The following is a 17,478-nucleotide window of genomic DNA, read 5'->3' on the forward strand; positions in this document are numbered from 1 at the left end:
TCAGGCGTCCCGCAGGTCCGCCACGTAGGGCTGGTGCGAGAGCAGCCCGCCGTCCACCCGCAGGGTGTGCCCGGTGATGAAGGCGGACTCGTCGGAGGCGAGGAAGACGACCGCCGACGCGACGTCCTCGGGTCGGCCGAGGCGTGGGGTGAGGTGATGGCGGAGCATCTTCTCCCGGATCGCCCCATGCGCCGAACCGGCGCTCGCCGGGGTGACGACGAACCCCGGGGCGATGGCGTTGCAGCGCACGCCCTGCTTGCCGTACTGGGTGGCGACGTACTGCGTGAGGTTGATGAGGGCGGCCTTCGAGGCGCCGTACGCGGGGTTGCGCAGGTCGCCCGCGAGACCGGCGCCGGACGAGGTGTTGATGATCGAGCCGGCGCCGCGGGCGATCATGTGCGGGACCGCGGCCTGGATCGCGACCATGGTGCCGCGCAGGTTGATCCGCATCGTGTCGTCCCAGACCGCCGGGTCGGCCTCCAGGACGGCGAGGTCCTTCCGGGCGGCCAGGTGGGTCGCCGCCGCGTTGTTGTGCAGGATGTCGAGGCCGCCGTAGGTGTCGACCGCCGTGGCCACCATGGCCCGTACGGAGTCGATGTCGCCCAGGTCGACCGGAACCGCCGTGGCGGATCCGCCGGCGGCCCGGATCTCCTCCGTGACCGCCTTGGCTCCGTCGAGGTTCAGATCGGCCACGACCGTGTGGGCGCCCTCGGCCGCCACGCGGCGGGCGGCGGCGGCGCCGATGCCGGACGCGGCCCCGGTCACGATCGCGATCTTGTCGTCGAGTCGTCCCATGACTCAACCACCTTTCTCAGTCGGTGAGTTCGCTGCCGACGACGGAGACGAAGGAGACGCATTCGCCGGGGCCGCCGCCGAGGTTGTGGGTGAGGGCGAGCGAGCGCCCTTCGGCGAGGGTGCGGACCGTCCGCTCGGGCGGTGCCTCGCCGCGCAGTTGGAGCCAGGCCTCGAACATCATGCGCAGCCCGGAGGCGCCGATGGGGTGACCGAAGGCCTTCAGGCCGCCGTCCGGGTTGACCGGCAGTGAACCGTCGAGGTCGAAGGCGCCGCTGGTGACGTCCTTCCATGCCTGTCCGCGCTCGGAGAAGCCCAGGTCCTCCATCAGCACCAACTCCGTCGGTGTGAAGCAGTCGTGGACCTCGGCGAGCGCGAGTTCGGCGCGCGGGTCGGTGATGCCCGCCTGCCGGTAGGCCTCCTGGGCGGAGACGACGACCTCGGGGAAGGTGGTGAAGTCGTAGTCGGGGTCGAGGAGTCCGTCGGCCGGTCCCGCGACGAAGGACAGGGCCTTCACGAAGATAGGCTTGTCGGTGTACCGGTAGGCATCCTCGGCCCGTACGACGATCGCCGCCGCCGAACCGTCGGAGACCCCCGAGCAGTCGAACACGCCGAGCATGCCCGCGACGATCGGCGCCGACCGGATGCGCTCCAGCGGCACCTCCTTGCGGAACTGGGCGCGCGGGTTGCGGGCGCCGTTCATGTGGTTCTTCCAGGCGATGCGGGTGATGACGTCCTTCAACTCCTCTTCCGCCAGGCCGTACTTGGCGGCGTAGGCGGGGGCGAGGAGGGAGAAGTTCGCCGGAGCGGTGATCTCGCCACGGCTGTCGTCGCCCGCGCCCGGCATCGTGGTGCCCGAGAGCCCGGACATGCCGGAGTCCTTGAGCTTCTCCACGCCGACCGCCATCGCCACGTCGTAGGCGCCCGAGGCGACCGCGTAACAGGCGTTGCGCAGCGCCTCGGAGCCGGTCGCGCACATGTTCTCCAGGCGGGTGACCGGCTTGTACGGCAGGTGCAGGGGGCGGCTGAGGGTCAGTCCGGAGACTCCGGAGGCCTGGGTGCCGAGCCAGAACGCGTCGATGTCGTCGAGCGTGATGCCGGCCGAGGTGACCGCCTCGCCCACGGCGTCGACCAGCAGGTCGTCCGCCGAGCGGTTCCAGTGTTCACCGAAGGGCGTGCACCCCATGCCGACGATCGCGACCCGGTCCCGGATTCCGTGCGAGCTCATGCGCCTGTCCCCTCGGTCTCGCCGGTGCGTACCGGCCGAGCCTTCCAGAAGTAGTTGTGGACGCCGGCGGCGGTGACCGTGCGCCGGAAGGTCATCTCGACCCGGGCGCCGATGACGGCGTCGGCCTCGGTGGCGTCGGTGAGCTGGCAGCGGAAGCGGCCGCCGCCGCCGTAGTCGACGACCACCACGAGCATCGGCGGACTCGGAGTGTGAGCCAGCCGGTCCACGGTGAACGTGGCGACCGTGCCCCGCACTTGCTCCATCGGCTCGTCGGTCATGGCGTCGACGCTCCGGCAGGACACGCACACCCGGTCCGGCGGCAGATGCCGGGTCCCGCACTTCTCGCAACGGGAGGCGACGAAGCCGTACTTCCAGCGGGTGCGGCGGTGCGCGGGCGGGGCGTAGGGCGGTTCGGGATCCGGGCGGCGAGGTGGTTCGCGGTCGAGGAGGCCGCGCCAGGAGAGGTAGGTGGCGTACGGCATGGGGGCGCCGCCCGCGGCGATCTGCGCGGCGACCGGGCGGGCGGCGCGGTGTGCGGGGAGGGCGTCGGTGGTGCGCAGGAGCAGGACTCCGGCGCCGTCGCCGAGGACGACGAGCGCGATGATCCGGCCGGGTTCGGCCCGGTCGAGTACGTCCGCGAGGAGCAGGCCGGGCTGGGCGGTACCGGCGTTGCCGATCTCCGCGGTGAGGTCGGCGGTCGCCGCCTCGGGGCGTACGCCTGAGGTGCGACGCACCGTGGCGCACGCGCGCGCGTGCAGGCCGGAGACGATGAAGTGGTCGACGGCGCCGCGGTCCAGGCCCGCCTGGTCGAGGGCGGCGCTGAGCGCCTTGTCCGCGAGGGAGGCGTAGATCTCCTCGGCGAAGCGCTCCTCCCAGACGCGGGAGGCGGGCGCGCCGGGCAGCCGCCAGCGGTCGAGGATCTCGTCGCTGACCGTGTCGTGGGCGAGCAGTTCCGCGATCACGGGGGCTCCGTTGCGGTGCCCGCCGAAGGCGAAGGCCGCCGCGCCGTCGCCGCCCGCGCTCTCGTCGCCGCCGCCGGGCAGTCCGGTGCGCAGGTCGGAGAGGACCGCGAGGGTCGGGACCGGGGAGCGGGCGGCGGTGACCAGCGCGCCGAGGCCGGAGCGGACGGAGCCCGCCATGTCGGCGGCGAGGACGTGCGCGTCCAGGCCGAGCGCGGCGTGGACGGCGGTCGCGTTGGTCTTGTCGAGGTAGGCGGGCGCGGCGGTGGCGAGGAACAACTGGCCGATGCGGGTGCGCAGTCCGTCCCGGGACAGGGCGCCCCGGGCCGCCTCGACGGCCATCGAGGTGGTGTCCTCGTCGTAGCCCGCGACCGCGCGCGTGCCCCGGGACGGGGGCGTCCCGAGGGTGGCGGCGATGTCGGCCCGGGCGAGGCGGTGGTACGGCACGTAGGCGCCGTATGCGATCAGTCCGGCCATCAGCGTCCTCCATTGGCGTCGATTGCGGGCGTCCGTTCGAAGACGGCGGCCAGGCCCTGGCCGCCGCCGAGGCACATGGTCTCCAGGCCGAACCGGCCCTGGCGGCGGTCGAGTTCGCGGAGCAGGGTGGCGAGGATGCGGCCGCCGGTGGCGCCGACGGGGTGGCCCAGCGAGATGCCGGAGCCGTTGACGTTGAACCGCTCGAAGTCGGCCTCGGTCAGGGCCCATTCGCGGGTGCAGGCGAGCACCTGGGCGGCGAAGGCCTCGTTGAGTTCGATCAGGTCGATGTCGGAGAGTTTCAGCCCGGCGCGCTCAAGTGCCTTGGCCGTAGCGGGTACCGGGCCGATGCCCATCGTCTCCGGGGGCACGCCCACGACGGCCCAGGAGACCAGGCGGGCCAGGGGGCGCAGGCCGAGTTCGGCGGCGCGCTCGGGGTGGGTGACGATACAGAGGGCGGCGCCGTCGTTCTGTCCGCTGGCGTTCCCGGCGGTCACGGTCGACTCCTGGTCCTGCCCTCCCAGTACGGGGCGCAGGCTTGCGAGTTTCGCCAACGTCGAGTCGGGGCGGGGGTGTTCGTCGGTGTCGACGACCGTCTCACCCTTCCTGGTCCGTACGGTGACGGCCACGATCTCGTCGGCGAACCGGCCCTCGCGCTGGGCTGCGACCGCCTTCTCGTGGGAGCGCAGGGCGAGTCGGTCCTGCTCCTCGCGGGGGATCGCGTACTCCCGTCGGAGGTTCTCGGCGGTCTCCAGCATCCCGCCGGGAACGGGGTGGTTGACGCCCCCGGAGGTCACCCGGCCGCGGGCCAGCCGGTCGTGCAGGGTGGTGCCCGCGCCGTGTACGCCGAAGCGGACGCCGGTGGTGTAGAACTCGGCCTGGCTCATCGACTCGACGCCGCCGGCCAGCACGAGGTCGCTCGCGCCGGTCTGCACCTGCATCGCCGCCGTGATGATCGCCTGCAGCCCGGAACCGCAACGGCGGTCGATCTGCAGCCCCGGCACCTCCACCGGCAGACCGGCGTCCAGTGCGGCCACCCGGCCGATGGCCGGGGCCTCGCCGTTGGGGTAGCACTGCCCCAGCAGTACGTCGTCGACGGCGGCGGGCGGGATACCGGTGCGGTCCAGTACGGCGCGTACGACGGCGGCGGCCAGCTCGGTCGCCGGCACGTCGCGGAAGACGCCTCCGTAGCCACCGACGGGGGTACGCACGGGTTCGCAGATCACCGCGTCACGCAGGAGGGCGGGCATCGGCCATGCCTTTCATGAGGGGTCACATGTACCGGCCGCCGGTCACCTCGACCACGGCTCCGGTGACGTAGCTCGCCATGTCGGAGGCGAGGAAGAGGACGACCTGGGCGACCTCGGCGGGTTCGCCCGCGCGACCGAGGGGGATCTCGGCGAGCTTCGCGTCCCAGGCGGCAGGCGGCATCGCCTCGGTCATGGCGGTGCGGATCAGGCCGGGCTGTACGGCGTTGACGCGGATGCCGGCCTTGGCGAGTTCCTTGGCGGATGCCTTGGTCAGACCGATGAGTCCGGCCTTGGCGGCGCTGTAGTTCGTCTGGCCGAAGTTGCCGACCTTGCCGGCGATGGAGGAGATGTTGACGATGCTGCCGCCGTGTCCGTGGGCGCGCATCGCCTCGGCGGCGTACCGCGTGCCGTTCCAGGCGCCGGTCAGGTGGACATCGACGACCGCGCGGAAGTCGGACGCGGCCATCTTGCGCAGGGTCGCGTCGCGGGTGATCCCGGCGTTGTTGACCATGACACCGACCGGGCCGAAGGTGTCGGCGCAGTGGGCGACCAGGGCGGCGACCTCGTCCTCGTAGGTGACGTCGCAGCGCAGCGAGCCGGCGGCCACCCCGTTCTTGACCAGGCGCTCGGCGGCTTGCGCCGCGGCGTCCTCGTTGATGTCGCCGAGGACGACGGACGCGCCCGCGGCGCCGAGTACGCCGGCGATCTCGAAGCCGATGCCCTGCGCGCCGCCGGTGATCACCGCGTTGCGGCCGTCCAGCAGTCCCATGTCAGCCCGCTCCCGACTCGACGCTATTCCACTTAAATAGATAACCTATTATGCTGAAACAATCAATACAGCGATCGGCTGGGCGAGCGGGGCCGGGCGAGGAGAGCACACGGGTGGACATCAGCTATCCCGCGGAGACCGAGACGTTCCGCACCGAGGTCAAGGAGTTCCTCGCCGAGGAGCTGCCGCCGGACTGGAAGGGCATCGGCGCCCTGGACGAGGAGGCGGCCTGGTCCTTCGCCCGCGACTGGCGGCGCCTGCTCGCCGAGCACCGCTACCTCTCCCTCACCTGGCCCGAGCAGTACGGCGGCCGGGGCCTGTCCAAGCTCCACCAGGTGGTCCTGATGGAGGAACTGGCCCTGGCCGGCGTGCCGTTCGGGCTGCCGCAGGACACCTTCGGCGTCAAGATGCTGGCGAACACACTGCTGCGCTGGGGCACGGACGAGCAGCGCGGCCACTTCCTGCCGCGCATCCTCAGCGGTGAGGACACCTGGTGCCAGGGCTACTCGGAGCCCGACGCGGGCTCCGACCTGGCCTCGCTCACGACGCGCGCCGTCCGCGAGGGTCAGGAGTGGGTGATCGACGGCCAGAAGGTGTGGACGTCCGGCGCCCATCACAGCGACTGGATCTTCGTCCTGGCCCGCACGAACCGCGACGCCTCCAAGCACCGCGGCATCTCCTTCCTCCTCGTCCCGCTGGACCAACCCGGCGTCGAGGTAAGGCCGTTTCGCATGATGAGCGGCCAACTCCACTTCAACGAGGTCTTCTTCAACGGCGCCCGCACCCGCGCCGACCTCGTCGTGGGCGGCGTCGACAACGGCTGGACGGTCGCCCAGAGCCTGTTGGGCGTCGAGCGCGGGGAGGAGGCGGCCACCAACCCGATCCTGTTCCGGGCCGAGGTGGAACGCCTGGTGCAGCTGGCCCGCCTGTACGGCAGGGACCAGGACCCGGTCATCCGGCAGCGGATCGCCTGGTGCTGGTCCAAGGTCGAGATCATGCGCTACCTCGGCTACCGCATCCTCACCGGCTGGCTCAAGGGCGCGGAGCCGGGCCCCGAGTCGTCGATCGCCAAGCTGTACTGGAGCGAGTACCACACGAAGGTCACCGACCTGGCGATGGACATCATGGGCCTGCACGGCCAAGTGCCGGTCGGCCGGCCGCCGTTGCGCACCTACCGCACCGACGACCCCGGCGCCGCGAACTCCTCGGCGTCCTGGTCGACGACGTATCTGATCGCCCGCTCCGGGACGATCTACGCGGGCACCTCGCAGGTGCAGCGGAACATCCTCGCGGAGAAGGTGCTGGGGCTGCCGCGCGAGCCGCGGGCGACGGCCGGTTAGGGCCGGTTCGGCGGCGGACCAGGTAGCGGCGGACCAGGGCTGCCGCCGTGTCGGCCGGCCCGATGTGGGCCTCGTCGAGAGATCGATGACGACGCCGCCGTGGAACAGGTTGCCGTCGAGGTCCCTGACTCCGCCGTTCCGGTCGGGCATCCGCTGGTCGGCGGCGGCGTCCTCGCGCCGACCCGGCCGAACCGAACGTGACATGGATCGGCGCCGTCCGAGGGAGACGAATCCGGCTGGGCAGACTCCACCTCCGCACAGCCGGCCTCGGCCAACCCCGGCCCCGCTTTCGGGTAGCCGCCCCTCAGCCCCGCCGACTCACTCGCTCGTCTCGAACGTCCCCAGTCCGGGAACCGGACGCGGGCCGGTCCCCGGACGCCAGCCCGCGTCCAGCTTGCGCAGGCCCACGCCATCCGGGGCCCAGATGTGGCAGCTGTTCAGCACCCCGGCAGTGGCACGTGGTCCGTTCGCGGGCTCGCCCGCGTCACGGCGTCGCGCGTTGGCCGACATCGCCGCCTGCACCACGGCGGGACCGAGCACCCGCGCCAGCTCGTAGAGGTGGGAGCAGCCGAGGACACCGCGGAACCGCTCCTGGATCGCCCGGTTGTATCCGGCGGCGACGCCGAGGCCGACCAGGCTGTCGAAGGCCGGGGTGATGAACGGGCATTCCGCGTGCGGAAACGTCAGCATGTCCGCGTCGGCGGCCACGACGGTCATGTCCGCGAGGCGGACCCGCACCGCCAGCACCATCCGGTGGATGTCTGCCGCCTCCGGCTCGGCCCACGGCCGCTCGTCACGCAGCTCCGCCTCGACCGAGATCTCCTCGCCGCCCGGCTCCTCGTATGCGGTGACGGTGACGGTCCGGCGATGCAGCGGGAGTTCGGCGCGGCTCACGACGAGGCCTCCGCCGGCTCCGACGCGGTCTCCCCCAACCCGGCGAACCCCGGCGGCCGGCGCTCGATGAAACTGCGCACGCCCTGGCGGTAGTCCGGCGCGCGCTTCGCCGTGGCCAGCAGCGCGGCAGCGGTCTCACGGCTCTCGGTGAAGCTTCTCGACTGGTCGTCGACGAGCTGCCGTTTGATGAGGGACATCGCGTACGGGCTGGCCGAGCGGGCCAGCTCCGTCGCGTACGCGAGGGCCGCCGGGAGCAGTTCCTCCGGCTCGACCAGACGGTTGACCAGACCCATCGCGTGCGCTTCTGTTCCGGTGACGCGGCGTGAGGACAACAGCAGGTCGCTCGCGTTCCCGTACCCGACGATCCGGGGCAGGAGCCACGAGACGCCGTCCTCGGCCACCAGACCGCGCGCGCTGAACGCGGCGGCGAACTTGGCGCCCGGCACGGCGAATCGCACGTCACACATCAGCGCCTGATTGAAGCCGATGCCGGCGCAGGCGCCGTTGACTGCGGCCACCAGGGGCTTGGGGAACGACATGGGCCGGGTGCGCGGCGGCAGCCGGTCGGTCGGCCACGGACGCGCGCCGGAGGACGCGTCGTCCAGGACGCTCATGTCCATGCCGGGACAGAAGCTGCGTCCCGCGCCGGTGAGGACGACGGCCCGTACGGCCGGATCCGTCTCGGCACGGTCGAACAACTCGTTGTAGAGCAGCTCCATCTCCAGCGTCCAGGCGTTGTGCCGCTCGGGCCGGTTCAGGGTGAGCAGCATGACTCCGTCGCCGGTCGGCTCGCTGAGGATCACCGGGGCCGCATGCTCGTTCATCGAGGTCACTCCCAGAGCCCGCGTTGGCTTTATAGCTAGATGAATCATCTATATACCCAACTGCGCCCCGGACGCCAGATCGGGCCCCGCAAGGAGAAGATCACTCAACCCTTGACCTGGTACCCTCGATGCACTAAGACGATTCATTTTGCTATATGGAGGAGCCCGCCGTGGCCGAGGCAGCCCGCGCAGAAACGCCGATCGTGCCCGTCCCCACGCGTGCCCGCGTCGGACGTCAGGTGCGTGTCCCGAAGACCGCCGAGCTGGTCGCCGCGGAGCTGCGTCGCCAGATCGTACGGGGCGAGCTGAAGCCCGGCGACGCCCTGCCGCCGGAGTCGGGGCTGATGGAGCAGTTCGGCATCTCGCGGCCGACCCTGCGCGAGGCGTTCCGCGTCCTGGAGTCGGAGTCGCTGATCACGGTACGGCGCGGTGCGCATGGCGGCGCCCGGGTGAGCGCGCCGGACTCCGATGTCGCGGCCCGCTTCGCCGGTCTGATCCTCGAATACCGCGGCGCCACCCTGGGCGACGTCTATCGCGCCGCGGCCGTCATCGAGCCGCCGTGCGTGCGCCAACTGGCCGCCAAGCACACGGTGGACGACATCAAGCGACTGCGCGACGCGGTGGCCGCCGAGAAGACCGTCCTGGACGACCCGCTGGGCCTGGTCGAGGCCCAGGACACCTTCCACGCCCTGCTGGTCGAACTGACCGGCAACCAGACGCTGATCCTCCTGTGCGGCATGCTGCGCAACATCATCGACCGGGCCAACGCCTCGTACACCGCGGCCGCCACCGACGCCGCCACCCAGAAGGCACAGGCCCTCAAGGGGCACCGCGCCCATGTGCGGCTGGTCGGCCTGATCGAGTCCGGCAAGGCGGACGAGGCCGAGAAGCTGTGGCAGCGCCACATCAGCGGCGCCGACGACGTGGTGAACGGGGCCGGCCCCAAGACGGTGCTCGAACTCATCGACTGACCGGGCGGACCGAGGATCACCGAGCCGTTCCCATCTCACCCCTTGCGTCTCCGAAACAGTTAGATAATTATAGGAGGCGTACTGAATAGATCTGGGGTCCGGAGGCGACGGCCATGGCCGAACAGCGCAAGCGCATCTTCGACTGCGACCAGCACATGTACGAGGAACGGGACTCCTTCACCCGCTACCTCCCGAAGGAGTTCCTCGGCCAGGCAGTGGCCCCGGTGACGCTCCCGGACGGCCGTGAGGTCATCCTCGCCGGGGACCGGATCGTGGTCTGCCTGGAACCGGAGTTCGGGCAGGTCTACCGCCCCGGCTCGCTCAAGGAGATGCTCAAGGCCATGGCCTCGGGCAACCCCGACGAGACGTACCAGTTCGAGCCGATGCACGAGTCCTACCAGAACCGCGAGGCCCGGCTGCGCGTCATGGACGAGCAGGGCCTGGACCAGACGATCATCTACCCGGGTGGCTGGGCACTGGTCGCCGAGGAGTACGTGCAGGGCGTCGAACCCCTCTACGCCAACTACCACTCGTTCAACCGCTACATGAACGAGGTGTGGGGCTTCAACCACCAGGACCGCATCTACGCCCCGGCCCTGCTGTCGCTGCGCGACCTGGACAGCGCGGTCAAGGAGCTGGAGTACGTCCTGGAGCAGGGCGCCCGGTTCATCATGCTGCCGACCGGGCCGCAGTACGGCCGCTCACCGGGCGACCCGTACTTCGACCCGTTCTGGAAACTGGTCAACGAGGCCAAGGCCAGCGTCTGTTACCACATCAGCGAGTTCTACTACAACTCGAACGTCGCCCCCGCCTGGGGCCACGACGCGAGCCCGATCCACTTCCGGATGTCCGCGTGGCAGTGGATGAACACCTACGGCCAGCGCCCGATCGAGGAGACGCTGTCCGCGCTGATATTCGACAACCTCTTCGGACGCTTCCCCGACATCAACGTCCTGGTCTCCGAGTTCGGCGCCGAGTGGGTGCCCCACTTCGTCCGCCACATGGACAAGAGCCGCGGCATGGGCCGCAACGGCCCCTGGATCGGCGGCCAGTTGGCGGAGCGCCCCAGTCAGGTGTTCCGCAAGCACATCCGTGTGGTGCCCTATCCGGAGGACGACATCCCGAGCCTGGTCAAGCGGCTCGGCTACCACGAGTCGATCGTGATGGGCTCGGACTTCCCGCACGCGGAGGGCATCGCCAACCCTGCCGACTACCGCAAACTCCTCGCGGAACTCGACGAGTCGGTCCAGGACGACATCATGTACAACAACGCTCAGCAGCTGATCAGCCGCTGAGCGTCGAAATGCCCCCGCCTGGCGGCGGACCCGGTCATCGGACCAGGTCCGCCGCCAGGTTCGCGATGTTCGTGAGCAGTGCCGTGCCCCGCCGGGAGTGGTCGTAGCCGGCGAGCGGGTAGCCGTTGCTCAGACAGGCGAAGGACAGACCCGACTCCGGGTCCATGAAGCCGAGTTGGTAGGCGGCTCCCGTGCTGCCGAAGAGCAAGGGCGAGCCGGTGGACGGGAGTTGGCTGCCGGCGTCCGGCCCTGCCACCGTCACGAACAGGCCCATGCTGGTACGTCGGCTGCCGCCGCCCCCGTAGATCTGCTCCCCGTGCGGGAGTTGGGTCAGCCGGATCCGGGTACCGTCCGCCACCGCCTCCGGCTTCCACAGGCCTGAGTGCTCCAACGCCTGGAAGTAGAGGGCGACATCGGCGGCGGTGGCGACCAGGGCGTGGCTGGGTTCGCCGGCCGCCAGGACGCGGGGGTCGGAGAGGTACCACGGTCCCCAGGGGTCGGGTTCCTGGGTGTCGTCGGTGCGGTCGGTGGCGATCATCGGGGCGACGGTGCCGGGCTGTTGACCGATGGGGACACCGAGTTCGATCGAGGTGAGGCCCAGCGGCCGGGTGATCCGCTCGTGGAGATAGTCGGCGAAGGGCAGCCCCGTGCGGCGCTCGACGATCTCGGCGATCAGCCAGGCGGCGGCGGTGAGATGGAACTGGAAGCGGGTGCCCGGCGGGGTGTCGAGCCGCCAGCGGCCGAAGGCGGCGAGCCGTTGGTCGCGGTCCAGCATCTTCGGGTAGCCGAGGGGCGCGAAGGGGAAGCCGGCGGTGTGTGTGAGCACCTGCTCGACGGTCACCGTCTCCTTCCCGTTCGGCGCGAACTCCGGGATGATCGAGGCGACTTGCTCGTCCAGGTTCAGGAGTCCCTCGCCGAGCAGCTTCCACACGACGCCCGCGACGATCGACCGCCCGACGGACTGCAGGACGTATCGAGTGCTCGGGCCCGCCGCGTCCCCCCACGTTTCGAAAGCCACCAGACGACCGCCCCGCGCGACGGCGACCTGCGCGGACGGCAACGGCCCGTGCTCGACCTCCAGGCGGATCCGGCGCAGCAGGACGTCCAGCCGGTGCGGGTCCACGCCCATGCTCTCCGGGCCGACGACGCAGTGGTCAGTCATGTGCTCCTCCTTGGCCGGGCTCGCGCAGCAGGCGCCGTACGACCTTGCCGTTGGCGTTGCGCGGCAGGTCGTCCACGAGCCACCAGCGGACCGGGACCTTGAATCCGGACAGTCGGGCGCGGGCGTGCGCCCTGAGCGTGGCCGGTTCGGGTGGGACGTCGGGGTCGGCGGGCACGACGAAGGCGACGACGGTCTGGCCTAGCCGTTCGTCGGGTGCGCCCGTGACCGCGACGTCCGCGACGCCGGGGTGCGCGGCCAGGACGGTCTCGACCTCCAGCGGATGGACGTTCTCGCCACCCCGGATGATCATGTCGCTGCCCCGGCCGTACAGGTAGAGGTAGCCGTCCTCGGCCACGCGGCCCAGGTCACCGCTGTGCAGCCAGCCTTCGGCGTCGATCCGGAAGAAGTGGTCGGCGCGGGCGTGGATCTCGCCGATGCCGTCCGGTCCGCTGTCGCGGACCCGCAGCTCGACGCCGGGCGCGGGTCGTCCCACAGACCGGAGAAGTTCGGTTCGCCCGGCGACCGCCTCCCGGTGGTCCTCGGGGGTGAGCACGCTGATGGGCGAGCCCTCGGTCTGCCCGAACATGTTGAGCATGCGGACGCCGGGCATCGCCTCGTACGTCCTGCGCAGGGTGTCGGGGCGGACGGGTGCGCCGCCGTACTGGAGGACCCGCAGCGTCTCGTGGTGCGCCTGACCGGCCGCCAGCAGGGTCTCCAGCATCGCCGGGACCATGCTCGTGTGGGTGGCGCCGAGTTCGCGCAGCAGGGCCCAGCCCTCGACAGTGAAGCGGGGCAGCCCGGTGATCAGCGCGCCCGCCGCGAGGGCGACGGCGATGTTGCCGAGCCCGGCGATGTGGTGGAAGGGGGCGCTGCCCCCGTAGAAACTGTCCGGATCGAGCGCGCAGAGGCGGCCGTTGACGCGGGCGCGGGCGGCCAGGCGGCGTTGGGTCATGCGGACGGGTTTGGGGAGGCCTGTCGTGCCGGAGGTGTGCAGGACGGCGGCGAGGTCGGCCGGCTCGGCGGTCAACGGCCTTGCGCTCGGGCGGAGTTCGGGGACGACGACGGCGCGGCGGCCGGACAGCCGGGCGACCTGCTCGCCGAGTTCGGCGAACTCGGGTTGCGCGATGAGGAGTTCGGCCCCTGATGCCTCGACCACGGCCGCGGTCTCGTACGGGGTCATACGGACACCGAGCGGGGCGAGCGGGTGGGCGGACCCGGCGCCGCCGATCACCAGTGCGAGGGCGTCGGCGGAGGTGGCGGCGAGGGCGGGCACCGGGGCACCGGGGGTGAGGCCGAGGGTGTCCAGCCAGTCGGCGGCACCGGCCGCCCGGTCGAGGAGTTCGTGTCCAGTCCAGGTCAGGTCCCCGAACCGGACGGCGGGGCGGGAGTGGTCGTAGGCGGCGCCGACCGTCGCCGTCCAGGTCAACTCCCGTTCGTCGCGCACCGGTTCAGGGCTCCAGGCGGGCCGTCGCGGTGCCGGTGACCACCTCGGCGCCGTCCTGGGTGACGGTGCGCAGCGAGAAGTGGGCGACCGGACCGGCCGGCGTGTCCTCGACCGACTCGACGGTCGCCGTGGCGGTGAGGGTGTCACCGGGCCACACCTGGGCCCTGAAGCGCACCCCGAAGGTCAGCAGCGACTCGACGCCGACCCAGTCGGTCAGGACCCGTCCCGTCATGCCCATCGTGAGCATGCCGTGGGCGAAGACACCGGGGTAGCCCGCGACCTCGGTGGCGAACCGCTCGTCGGTGTGCAGCGGGTTGAAGTCGCCGGACGCGCCCGCGTACTGGACGATCCGGGTGCGCCTGAGGTCGTCGACCAGCACGCTCTCGCGGGTCTCACCGGCCTTCACGTCGTCCGCGCTCAGGGTCATCGGGCGTCCTTCCGGGTCGCGGGGCCCTCGGGCACGACCGCCACGGTGCGGGCACTGACGACGGGTTCACCCTCGGCGTCCCGGTACTCGGTGACGCGCTCGCTGAACAGCAGCCGGCCGGTGCGGCCCTGCTTCTCCCAGCTGCGTCCGGCGACGGTGGTGGCGTACAGGGTCTCCCCCGCGCGCACCGGCCGGTGGTACTCGAAGTGCTGCTCGGCGTGCAGCCCGCCACCGCCCTCGGGCATCACGCCGGGCGCGGCGCCGGACCCGAACCACTCCTCACCCGGCTTTGGCCGCAGCCGGTATTCGGGGTCGTGGTGGGCGCTCGCCATGGTGAAGGTGGGCGGCGCGAGCGCGCTCTCTCCGACGTAGTCCGGATTCTCGTCGCCGATGGCCCGGGCGAACATCAGGATGTGCCCGGCCTCGACGGGGAACGGCTGCCCTGTCATCTTCCTTCTCCTCGGTCAGTACGGCAGGAACGCGTCACGGGTGGCCTCGTCGGGGTCGAAGTCCGGGGGCAGTCCCTCGAACTTGGGCTCCCGCTTCTCCACGAAGCTGGCGACCCCCTCACGGAAGTCCGGCGAGCCCGCGAAGAACTCCATGGCGGAGTACGAGCGGGCGAGCGCTTCGGTGAAGGGCCGGTCGAGGTCGCCGTAGACCTGATGGCGTACGACGGCCATGGCACGCGGTGAGCAGTTGCGGGCGATGTCGCGGGCGTAGGCGCGGGCGGCGTCGAGCAGGTCCTCGGGCTCCACGACCCGGCTGACGAGTCCGAGTCGCCTCGCCTCGTCGGCGTCGAAGACCCGGCCGGACAGGAGGAGGTCGAGGGCGTTCTCCAGGCCGATGACGCGGGGCAGCACGTAGGGGAGGTTGTACTCGCCGGCGAGGCCCCGGCGGGTGAAGGCGGTGGTGAAGCGTGCCCCGCGGGCGGCGAAGCGTACGTCGCAGATCAGGGCCTGGACCAGGCCGATGCCGGCACAGGCGCCGTTGACGGCCGCGATGAGCGGCTTGGGCATGTTCCGCCTGCTGTACATGGGCACACGGGCCTGGAGGTTGAGGGACTGACCCGGCTGCGCGTTCTGTTCCAGCCGCTGGACGTCCATGCCGGGGCAGAAGGCCCGGCCGGCGCCGGTGACGATCACGACGCGGACGGCGGGGTCGTGGGCGGCCTCGTCCAGGTGGGCGAAGAAGCGCCGTTCCATCGGGAGGCTCCAGGCGTTCTTGCGCTCGGGCCGGTTGAGGGTGACGGTGGCGACGCCGTCCTCGTCGACCTCGTACAGCACCAGGTCCCGGTCGGGTTCGTCCGGCATCGCGTCACTCCTCGGTCAGCGGTTCGACGGCGTCGATGGGTTGGATGGGTTCGCCGATGCCCGGCCGTTCCCCGGAGATGGTCACCACGACCTGCCCCCGGGCGCAGACGACCCCGTCGGTCATCACGTCGACGTCGGCGAAGTGCAGCCTGCGACCCCGGCGGACACAGCGCGCGTAGGCGACGGCCTCCCGGCCGCGGGCGGGCGCGAGGTACTGCACCGACATCGAGACGGTGCTGAGCCGACTCCCCTTCTGGAAGTCGTGCCCGGCGATCACGGCTCCCGCGCCCGCGGTGTCGATCAGCGCGGAGAGCACTCCGCCGTGGAACACGCCTTCGTGGGCGGTGAGTTGCTCGGCGTAGGGAAGGACGACCTCGACGCCGCCGGGGTCCCAGCGGACCATGCGCAGACGACAGAGGCGGTTGAACGCGACGCCGCGCTCCCAGCGGACCCGGAACCACTCGCGGCGTTCGCGCTGTTCCTGGTCGGTGAGGGGTCTCGCCGCGACGGTCATCCGCACGCCCTCCGGTCTCGGCCGATCAGCCGATCCATATAGTTACATGAATTGGATAGTTGAAGCAATCACACGAGGTGCAGTTCGAGCGTCAGATGTATTATTTATATAACTCATTCGATGTCCGTGAACAGAGGGAGACCTCGATGCCGTCGACCGCCCTGGCCGGGATCCGCGTCCTCGACCTGTCCCGCATCCTCGCGGCCCCGCTGGCCACCCAGATGCTGGCCGACCTCGGCGCGGAGGTCATCAAGGTCGAGCGGCCCGGCACCGGCGACGACTCACGGACGTACGGTCCGCCGTTCGCCCCCGGCACGGACACCGCGGCCTTCTACCTCTCCTGCAACCGCAACAAGCGGTCCGTGACGGTCAATCACGCCACCACCGAGGGCCAGGAGTTGATCCGCTCGCTCGCCGCCCGCTCGGACGTCCTGGTCGAGAACTTCCGCGCGGGGACGCTGGCGAAGTACGGCCTCGACCACGAGAGCCTGCTGGCACTCAACCCACGCCTCGTCTACCTGTCGGTCACCGGCTTCGGCCAGACCGGCCCGTACGCCGGGCGCCCCGGCTACGACGGGATCTTCCAGGCCATGTCCGGGATGATGAGCGTCTCCGGCCACCCTGACGAGCCGATGAAGGTCGGGGTCAGCATGGTCGACATCCTCACCGGCCTGTACGCCTCGACGGCCGTCCTGGCGGCGCTGCGGCACCGGGACGCCACGGGAGAGGGCCAGTTCATCGACCTCTCCCTGCTGGACTGCGGGCTGGCCTCGCTGTCGCACTTCGCGATGAACTACCTGATCTCCGGGGAGGTTCCGCGCCGACGCGGCAACGGCGGCTACGGCGGAATCCCCTCCCAGGCCTTCCACTGCGCGGACAAACCGCTCTTCCTCGTCGCCGGGAACGACAAGCAGTTCACCGCGTTCTGCACGGCCGCCGAGCGCACCGACCTGCTCCAGGATCCGCGGTTCGCCACGACCTCCGCCCGCATCACGCATCGGGAGGAGATCCTGCCGGTCCTCGCAGCGATCATGCGGACTCGGAGCCGTGACGAGTGGCTCACCCTCCTCGACGAACACGACGTGCCGGCGGGCCCGTTCAACGAGATGCCCGAGGTCTTCGCCGATCCCCAGATCCGGCACCGGCGGATGCTGGTCGAGGTCGAGGACCCGGTGTCGGGCCCGCTGCCACTGCTCGCCAACCCCATCCGGCTCTCGGTGACCCCGGTCGAGGGCTACTCCCCGGCGCCCGCGCTGGGTGAGCACACGGCCGAAGTCCTGCGCGGGCTGGCCGGGGTGACGGAGGATCAGCTCGACGGACTGCGGGCGCGGGGCATCGTCTAGGCGTGACGTCTCATGAGGTCGGCACCATGGCCCGATCGGTTCCGAAGCCCTTTGCGCAAGCCCGGCCCGGTCGGCTCGGCACACAGGCCGAACCTCTGAGTGGCCCAAGACACTCGACTTCGGCGCGCATGAGTTCGTCGACCTCGAACAGGACGCGCTGGACGCGGTCGGCGGCGTCGACCTGGTCTTCGATGTCATCGGCGGCGACATTCAGAAGCGGTCCGCCGACCTGGTCGAGGCCGGCGGAACGCCGGTGTCCATCGTCGGTCCGGTCGAGGCGCGGCCGGCTGCGGGTCTGGCGGTGGACTTCGTCGTCGAGGCCGGTCGTGCCGAACTGAGCGAGATCGTGCGGCGGGTTCGGGACGGACGACCGCGGACGAACATCGACGACGTCTCGGCCCTCGACGACGCCGTCGCCGCGCTCAATCCGACCGAGCGACGCAGGGGAAAGCCGGTCATCCGCGTTCGTCCGTGAGGCCACG

18 protein-coding genes are annotated in these 17,478 nt (G+C 71.0%); 5 read left to right on the plus strand and 13 right to left on the minus strand.

Annotated features, from left to right (window positions below; translation table 11 throughout):
• Genes OG226_RS02695 through fabG form a run of 5 tightly spaced genes read right to left on the minus strand, consistent with a single transcriptional unit; the run spans position 1 to position 5,472 of the window.
• A complete protein-coding gene (locus OG226_RS02695; protein ID WP_329347682.1) occupies positions 1-795 on the minus strand; it encodes an SDR family NAD(P)-dependent oxidoreductase in 795 nt (264 codons plus the stop codon).
• Between the two features lie 16 nt (positions 796-811).
• Positions 812-2,020: an acetyl-CoA acetyltransferase gene (locus OG226_RS02700; RefSeq protein WP_329347683.1), complete on the minus strand. Its 1,209-nt coding sequence runs from the start codon at positions 2,018-2,020 to the stop codon at positions 812-814.
• Entirely contained in the window at positions 2,017-3,456 is a 1,440-nt protein-coding gene (locus OG226_RS02705) for an OB-fold domain-containing protein (protein ID WP_329347684.1), read from the minus strand. Before OG226_RS02705 ends, OG226_RS02700 begins: the two co-directional genes overlap by 4 nt.
• Positions 3,456-4,703, minus strand: coding sequence for an acetyl-CoA C-acetyltransferase (locus OG226_RS02710; RefSeq protein WP_329347685.1), 1,248 nt, complete (start codon positions 4,701-4,703; stop codon positions 3,456-3,458). Before OG226_RS02710 ends, OG226_RS02705 begins: the two co-directional genes overlap by 1 nt.
• Before the next feature lie 22 nt (positions 4,704-4,725).
• Positions 4,726-5,472, minus strand: coding sequence for a 3-oxoacyl-ACP reductase FabG (gene fabG, locus OG226_RS02715; protein ID WP_329347686.1), 747 nt, complete (start codon positions 5,470-5,472; stop codon positions 4,726-4,728).
• A 113-nt stretch (positions 5,473-5,585) separates the two neighbouring features.
• On the opposite strand from fabG, the gene OG226_RS02720 reads away from it, so the two are divergent.
• Entirely contained in the window at positions 5,586-6,812 is a 1,227-nt protein-coding gene (locus tag OG226_RS02720; RefSeq protein WP_329347687.1) for an acyl-CoA dehydrogenase family protein, read from the plus strand.
• Between the two features lie 318 nt (positions 6,813-7,130).
• On the opposite strand, the gene OG226_RS02725 is transcribed toward OG226_RS02720, so the two are convergent.
• Both OG226_RS02725 and OG226_RS02730 read right to left on the minus strand, forming a co-directional pair.
• Positions 7,131-7,706 carry a DUF2889 domain-containing protein gene (locus OG226_RS02725; protein WP_329347688.1) on the minus strand — a complete coding sequence of 192 codons (576 nt, stop codon included), beginning with the start codon at positions 7,704-7,706 and terminating at the stop codon, positions 7,131-7,133.
• The gene (locus OG226_RS02730) at positions 7,703-8,530 is read right to left on the minus strand and encodes an enoyl-CoA hydratase-related protein (RefSeq protein WP_329347689.1); all 828 of its coding nucleotides are present in this window, start codon (positions 8,528-8,530) and stop codon (positions 7,703-7,705) included. Before OG226_RS02730 ends, OG226_RS02725 begins: the two co-directional genes overlap by 4 nt.
• Before the next feature lie 170 nt (positions 8,531-8,700).
• On the opposite strand from OG226_RS02730, the gene OG226_RS02735 reads away from it, so the two are divergent.
• Together OG226_RS02735 and OG226_RS02740 are read left to right on the plus strand one after the other, a co-directional pair.
• Positions 8,701-9,501, plus strand: coding sequence for a FadR/GntR family transcriptional regulator (locus OG226_RS02735; RefSeq protein ID WP_329347690.1), 801 nt, complete (start codon positions 8,701-8,703; stop codon positions 9,499-9,501).
• A 113-nt stretch (positions 9,502-9,614) separates the two neighbouring features.
• Positions 9,615-10,796: an amidohydrolase family protein gene (locus OG226_RS02740; RefSeq protein WP_329347691.1), complete on the plus strand. Its 1,182-nt coding sequence runs from the start codon at positions 9,615-9,617 to the stop codon at positions 10,794-10,796.
• Between the two features lie 34 nt (positions 10,797-10,830).
• On the opposite strand, the gene OG226_RS02745 is transcribed toward OG226_RS02740, so the two are convergent.
• Genes OG226_RS02745 through OG226_RS02770 form a run of 6 tightly spaced genes read right to left on the minus strand, consistent with a single transcriptional unit; the run spans position 10,831 to position 15,653 of the window.
• On the minus strand, positions 10,831-11,958 hold the full coding sequence (locus OG226_RS02745) for a serine hydrolase domain-containing protein (RefSeq protein WP_329347693.1): 1,128 nt from the start codon (positions 11,956-11,958) through the stop codon (positions 10,831-10,833).
• Positions 11,951-13,402, minus strand: a complete 1,452-nt coding sequence (locus tag OG226_RS02750; RefSeq protein WP_329347695.1) for a class I adenylate-forming enzyme family protein — start codon at positions 13,400-13,402, stop codon at positions 11,951-11,953. Before OG226_RS02750 ends, OG226_RS02745 begins: the two co-directional genes overlap by 8 nt.
• A gap of 4 nt (positions 13,403-13,406) precedes the next feature.
• Positions 13,407-13,829, minus strand: a complete 423-nt coding sequence (locus tag OG226_RS02755) for a MaoC/PaaZ C-terminal domain-containing protein (protein WP_329347696.1) — start codon at positions 13,827-13,829, stop codon at positions 13,407-13,409.
• The gene (locus OG226_RS02760) at positions 13,826-14,278 is read right to left on the minus strand and encodes an FAS1-like dehydratase domain-containing protein (RefSeq protein WP_329347697.1); all 453 of its coding nucleotides are present in this window, start codon (positions 14,276-14,278) and stop codon (positions 13,826-13,828) included. The genes OG226_RS02755 and OG226_RS02760 overlap by 4 nt, the downstream gene beginning before the upstream one ends.
• A 15-nt stretch (positions 14,279-14,293) precedes the next feature.
• A complete protein-coding gene (locus OG226_RS02765) occupies positions 14,294-15,139 on the minus strand; it encodes an enoyl-CoA hydratase-related protein (RefSeq protein WP_329347698.1) in 846 nt (281 codons plus the stop codon).
• A 4-nt stretch (positions 15,140-15,143) separates the two neighbouring features.
• Entirely contained in the window at positions 15,144-15,653 is a 510-nt protein-coding gene (locus OG226_RS02770; protein WP_329347700.1) for a PaaI family thioesterase, read from the minus strand.
• Positions 15,654-15,799: 146 nt separating this feature from the next.
• On the opposite strand from OG226_RS02770, the gene OG226_RS02775 reads away from it, so the two are divergent.
• Together OG226_RS02775 and OG226_RS02780 are read left to right on the plus strand one after the other, a co-directional pair.
• Positions 15,800-16,996, plus strand: a complete 1,197-nt coding sequence (locus OG226_RS02775; protein WP_329347701.1) for a CaiB/BaiF CoA transferase family protein — start codon at positions 15,800-15,802, stop codon at positions 16,994-16,996.
• A gap of 157 nt (positions 16,997-17,153) precedes the next feature.
• A complete protein-coding gene (locus tag OG226_RS02780; RefSeq protein ID WP_329353305.1) occupies positions 17,154-17,471 on the plus strand; it encodes a zinc-binding dehydrogenase in 318 nt (105 codons plus the stop codon).
• The last annotated feature ends 7 nt before the right edge of the window (positions 17,472-17,478 follow it).

Origin of the sequence: Streptomyces sp. NBC_01261 (assembly GCF_036226385.1) — a bacterium.
Lineage (GTDB): Bacteria > Actinomycetota > Actinomycetes > Streptomycetales > Streptomycetaceae > Streptomyces.

Excerpts from the sequence above, each read along its gene's own strand:
- OG226_RS02700 (WP_329347683.1), bottom strand. The coding sequence starts at position 2,020 with ATGAGCTCGCACGGAATCCGGGACCGGGTCGCGATCGTCGGCATGGGG.
- OG226_RS02760 (WP_329347697.1), bottom strand. The coding sequence starts at position 14,278 with ATGACAGGGCAGCCGTTCCCCGTCGAGGCCGGGCACATCCTGATGTTC.
- OG226_RS02770 (WP_329347700.1), bottom strand. The coding sequence starts at position 15,653 with ATGACCGTCGCGGCGAGACCCCTCACCGACCAGGAACAGCGCGAACGC.
- OG226_RS02740 (WP_329347691.1), top strand. The coding sequence starts at position 9,615 with ATGGCCGAACAGCGCAAGCGCATCTTCGACTGCGACCAGCACATGTAC.
- OG226_RS02705 (WP_329347684.1), bottom strand. The coding sequence starts at position 3,456 with ATGGCCGGACTGATCGCATACGGCGCCTACGTGCCGTACCACCGCCTC.
- OG226_RS02745 (WP_329347693.1), bottom strand. The coding sequence starts at position 11,958 with ATGACTGACCACTGCGTCGTCGGCCCGGAGAGCATGGGCGTGGACCCG.
- OG226_RS02710 (WP_329347685.1), bottom strand. The coding sequence starts at position 4,703 with ATGCCCGCCCTCCTGCGTGACGCGGTGATCTGCGAACCCGTGCGTACC.
- OG226_RS02730 (WP_329347689.1), bottom strand. The coding sequence starts at position 8,530 with ATGAACGAGCATGCGGCCCCGGTGATCCTCAGCGAGCCGACCGGCGAC.
- OG226_RS02775 (WP_329347701.1), top strand. The coding sequence starts at position 15,800 with ATGCCGTCGACCGCCCTGGCCGGGATCCGCGTCCTCGACCTGTCCCGC.
- fabG (WP_329347686.1), bottom strand. The coding sequence starts at position 5,472 with ATGGGACTGCTGGACGGCCGCAACGCGGTGATCACCGGCGGCGCGCAG.
- OG226_RS02695 (WP_329347682.1), bottom strand. The coding sequence starts at position 795 with ATGGGACGACTCGACGACAAGATCGCGATCGTGACCGGGGCCGCGTCC.
- OG226_RS02765 (WP_329347698.1), bottom strand. The coding sequence starts at position 15,139 with ATGCCGGACGAACCCGACCGGGACCTGGTGCTGTACGAGGTCGACGAG.
- OG226_RS02755 (WP_329347696.1), bottom strand. The coding sequence starts at position 13,829 with ATGACCCTGAGCGCGGACGACGTGAAGGCCGGTGAGACCCGCGAGAGC.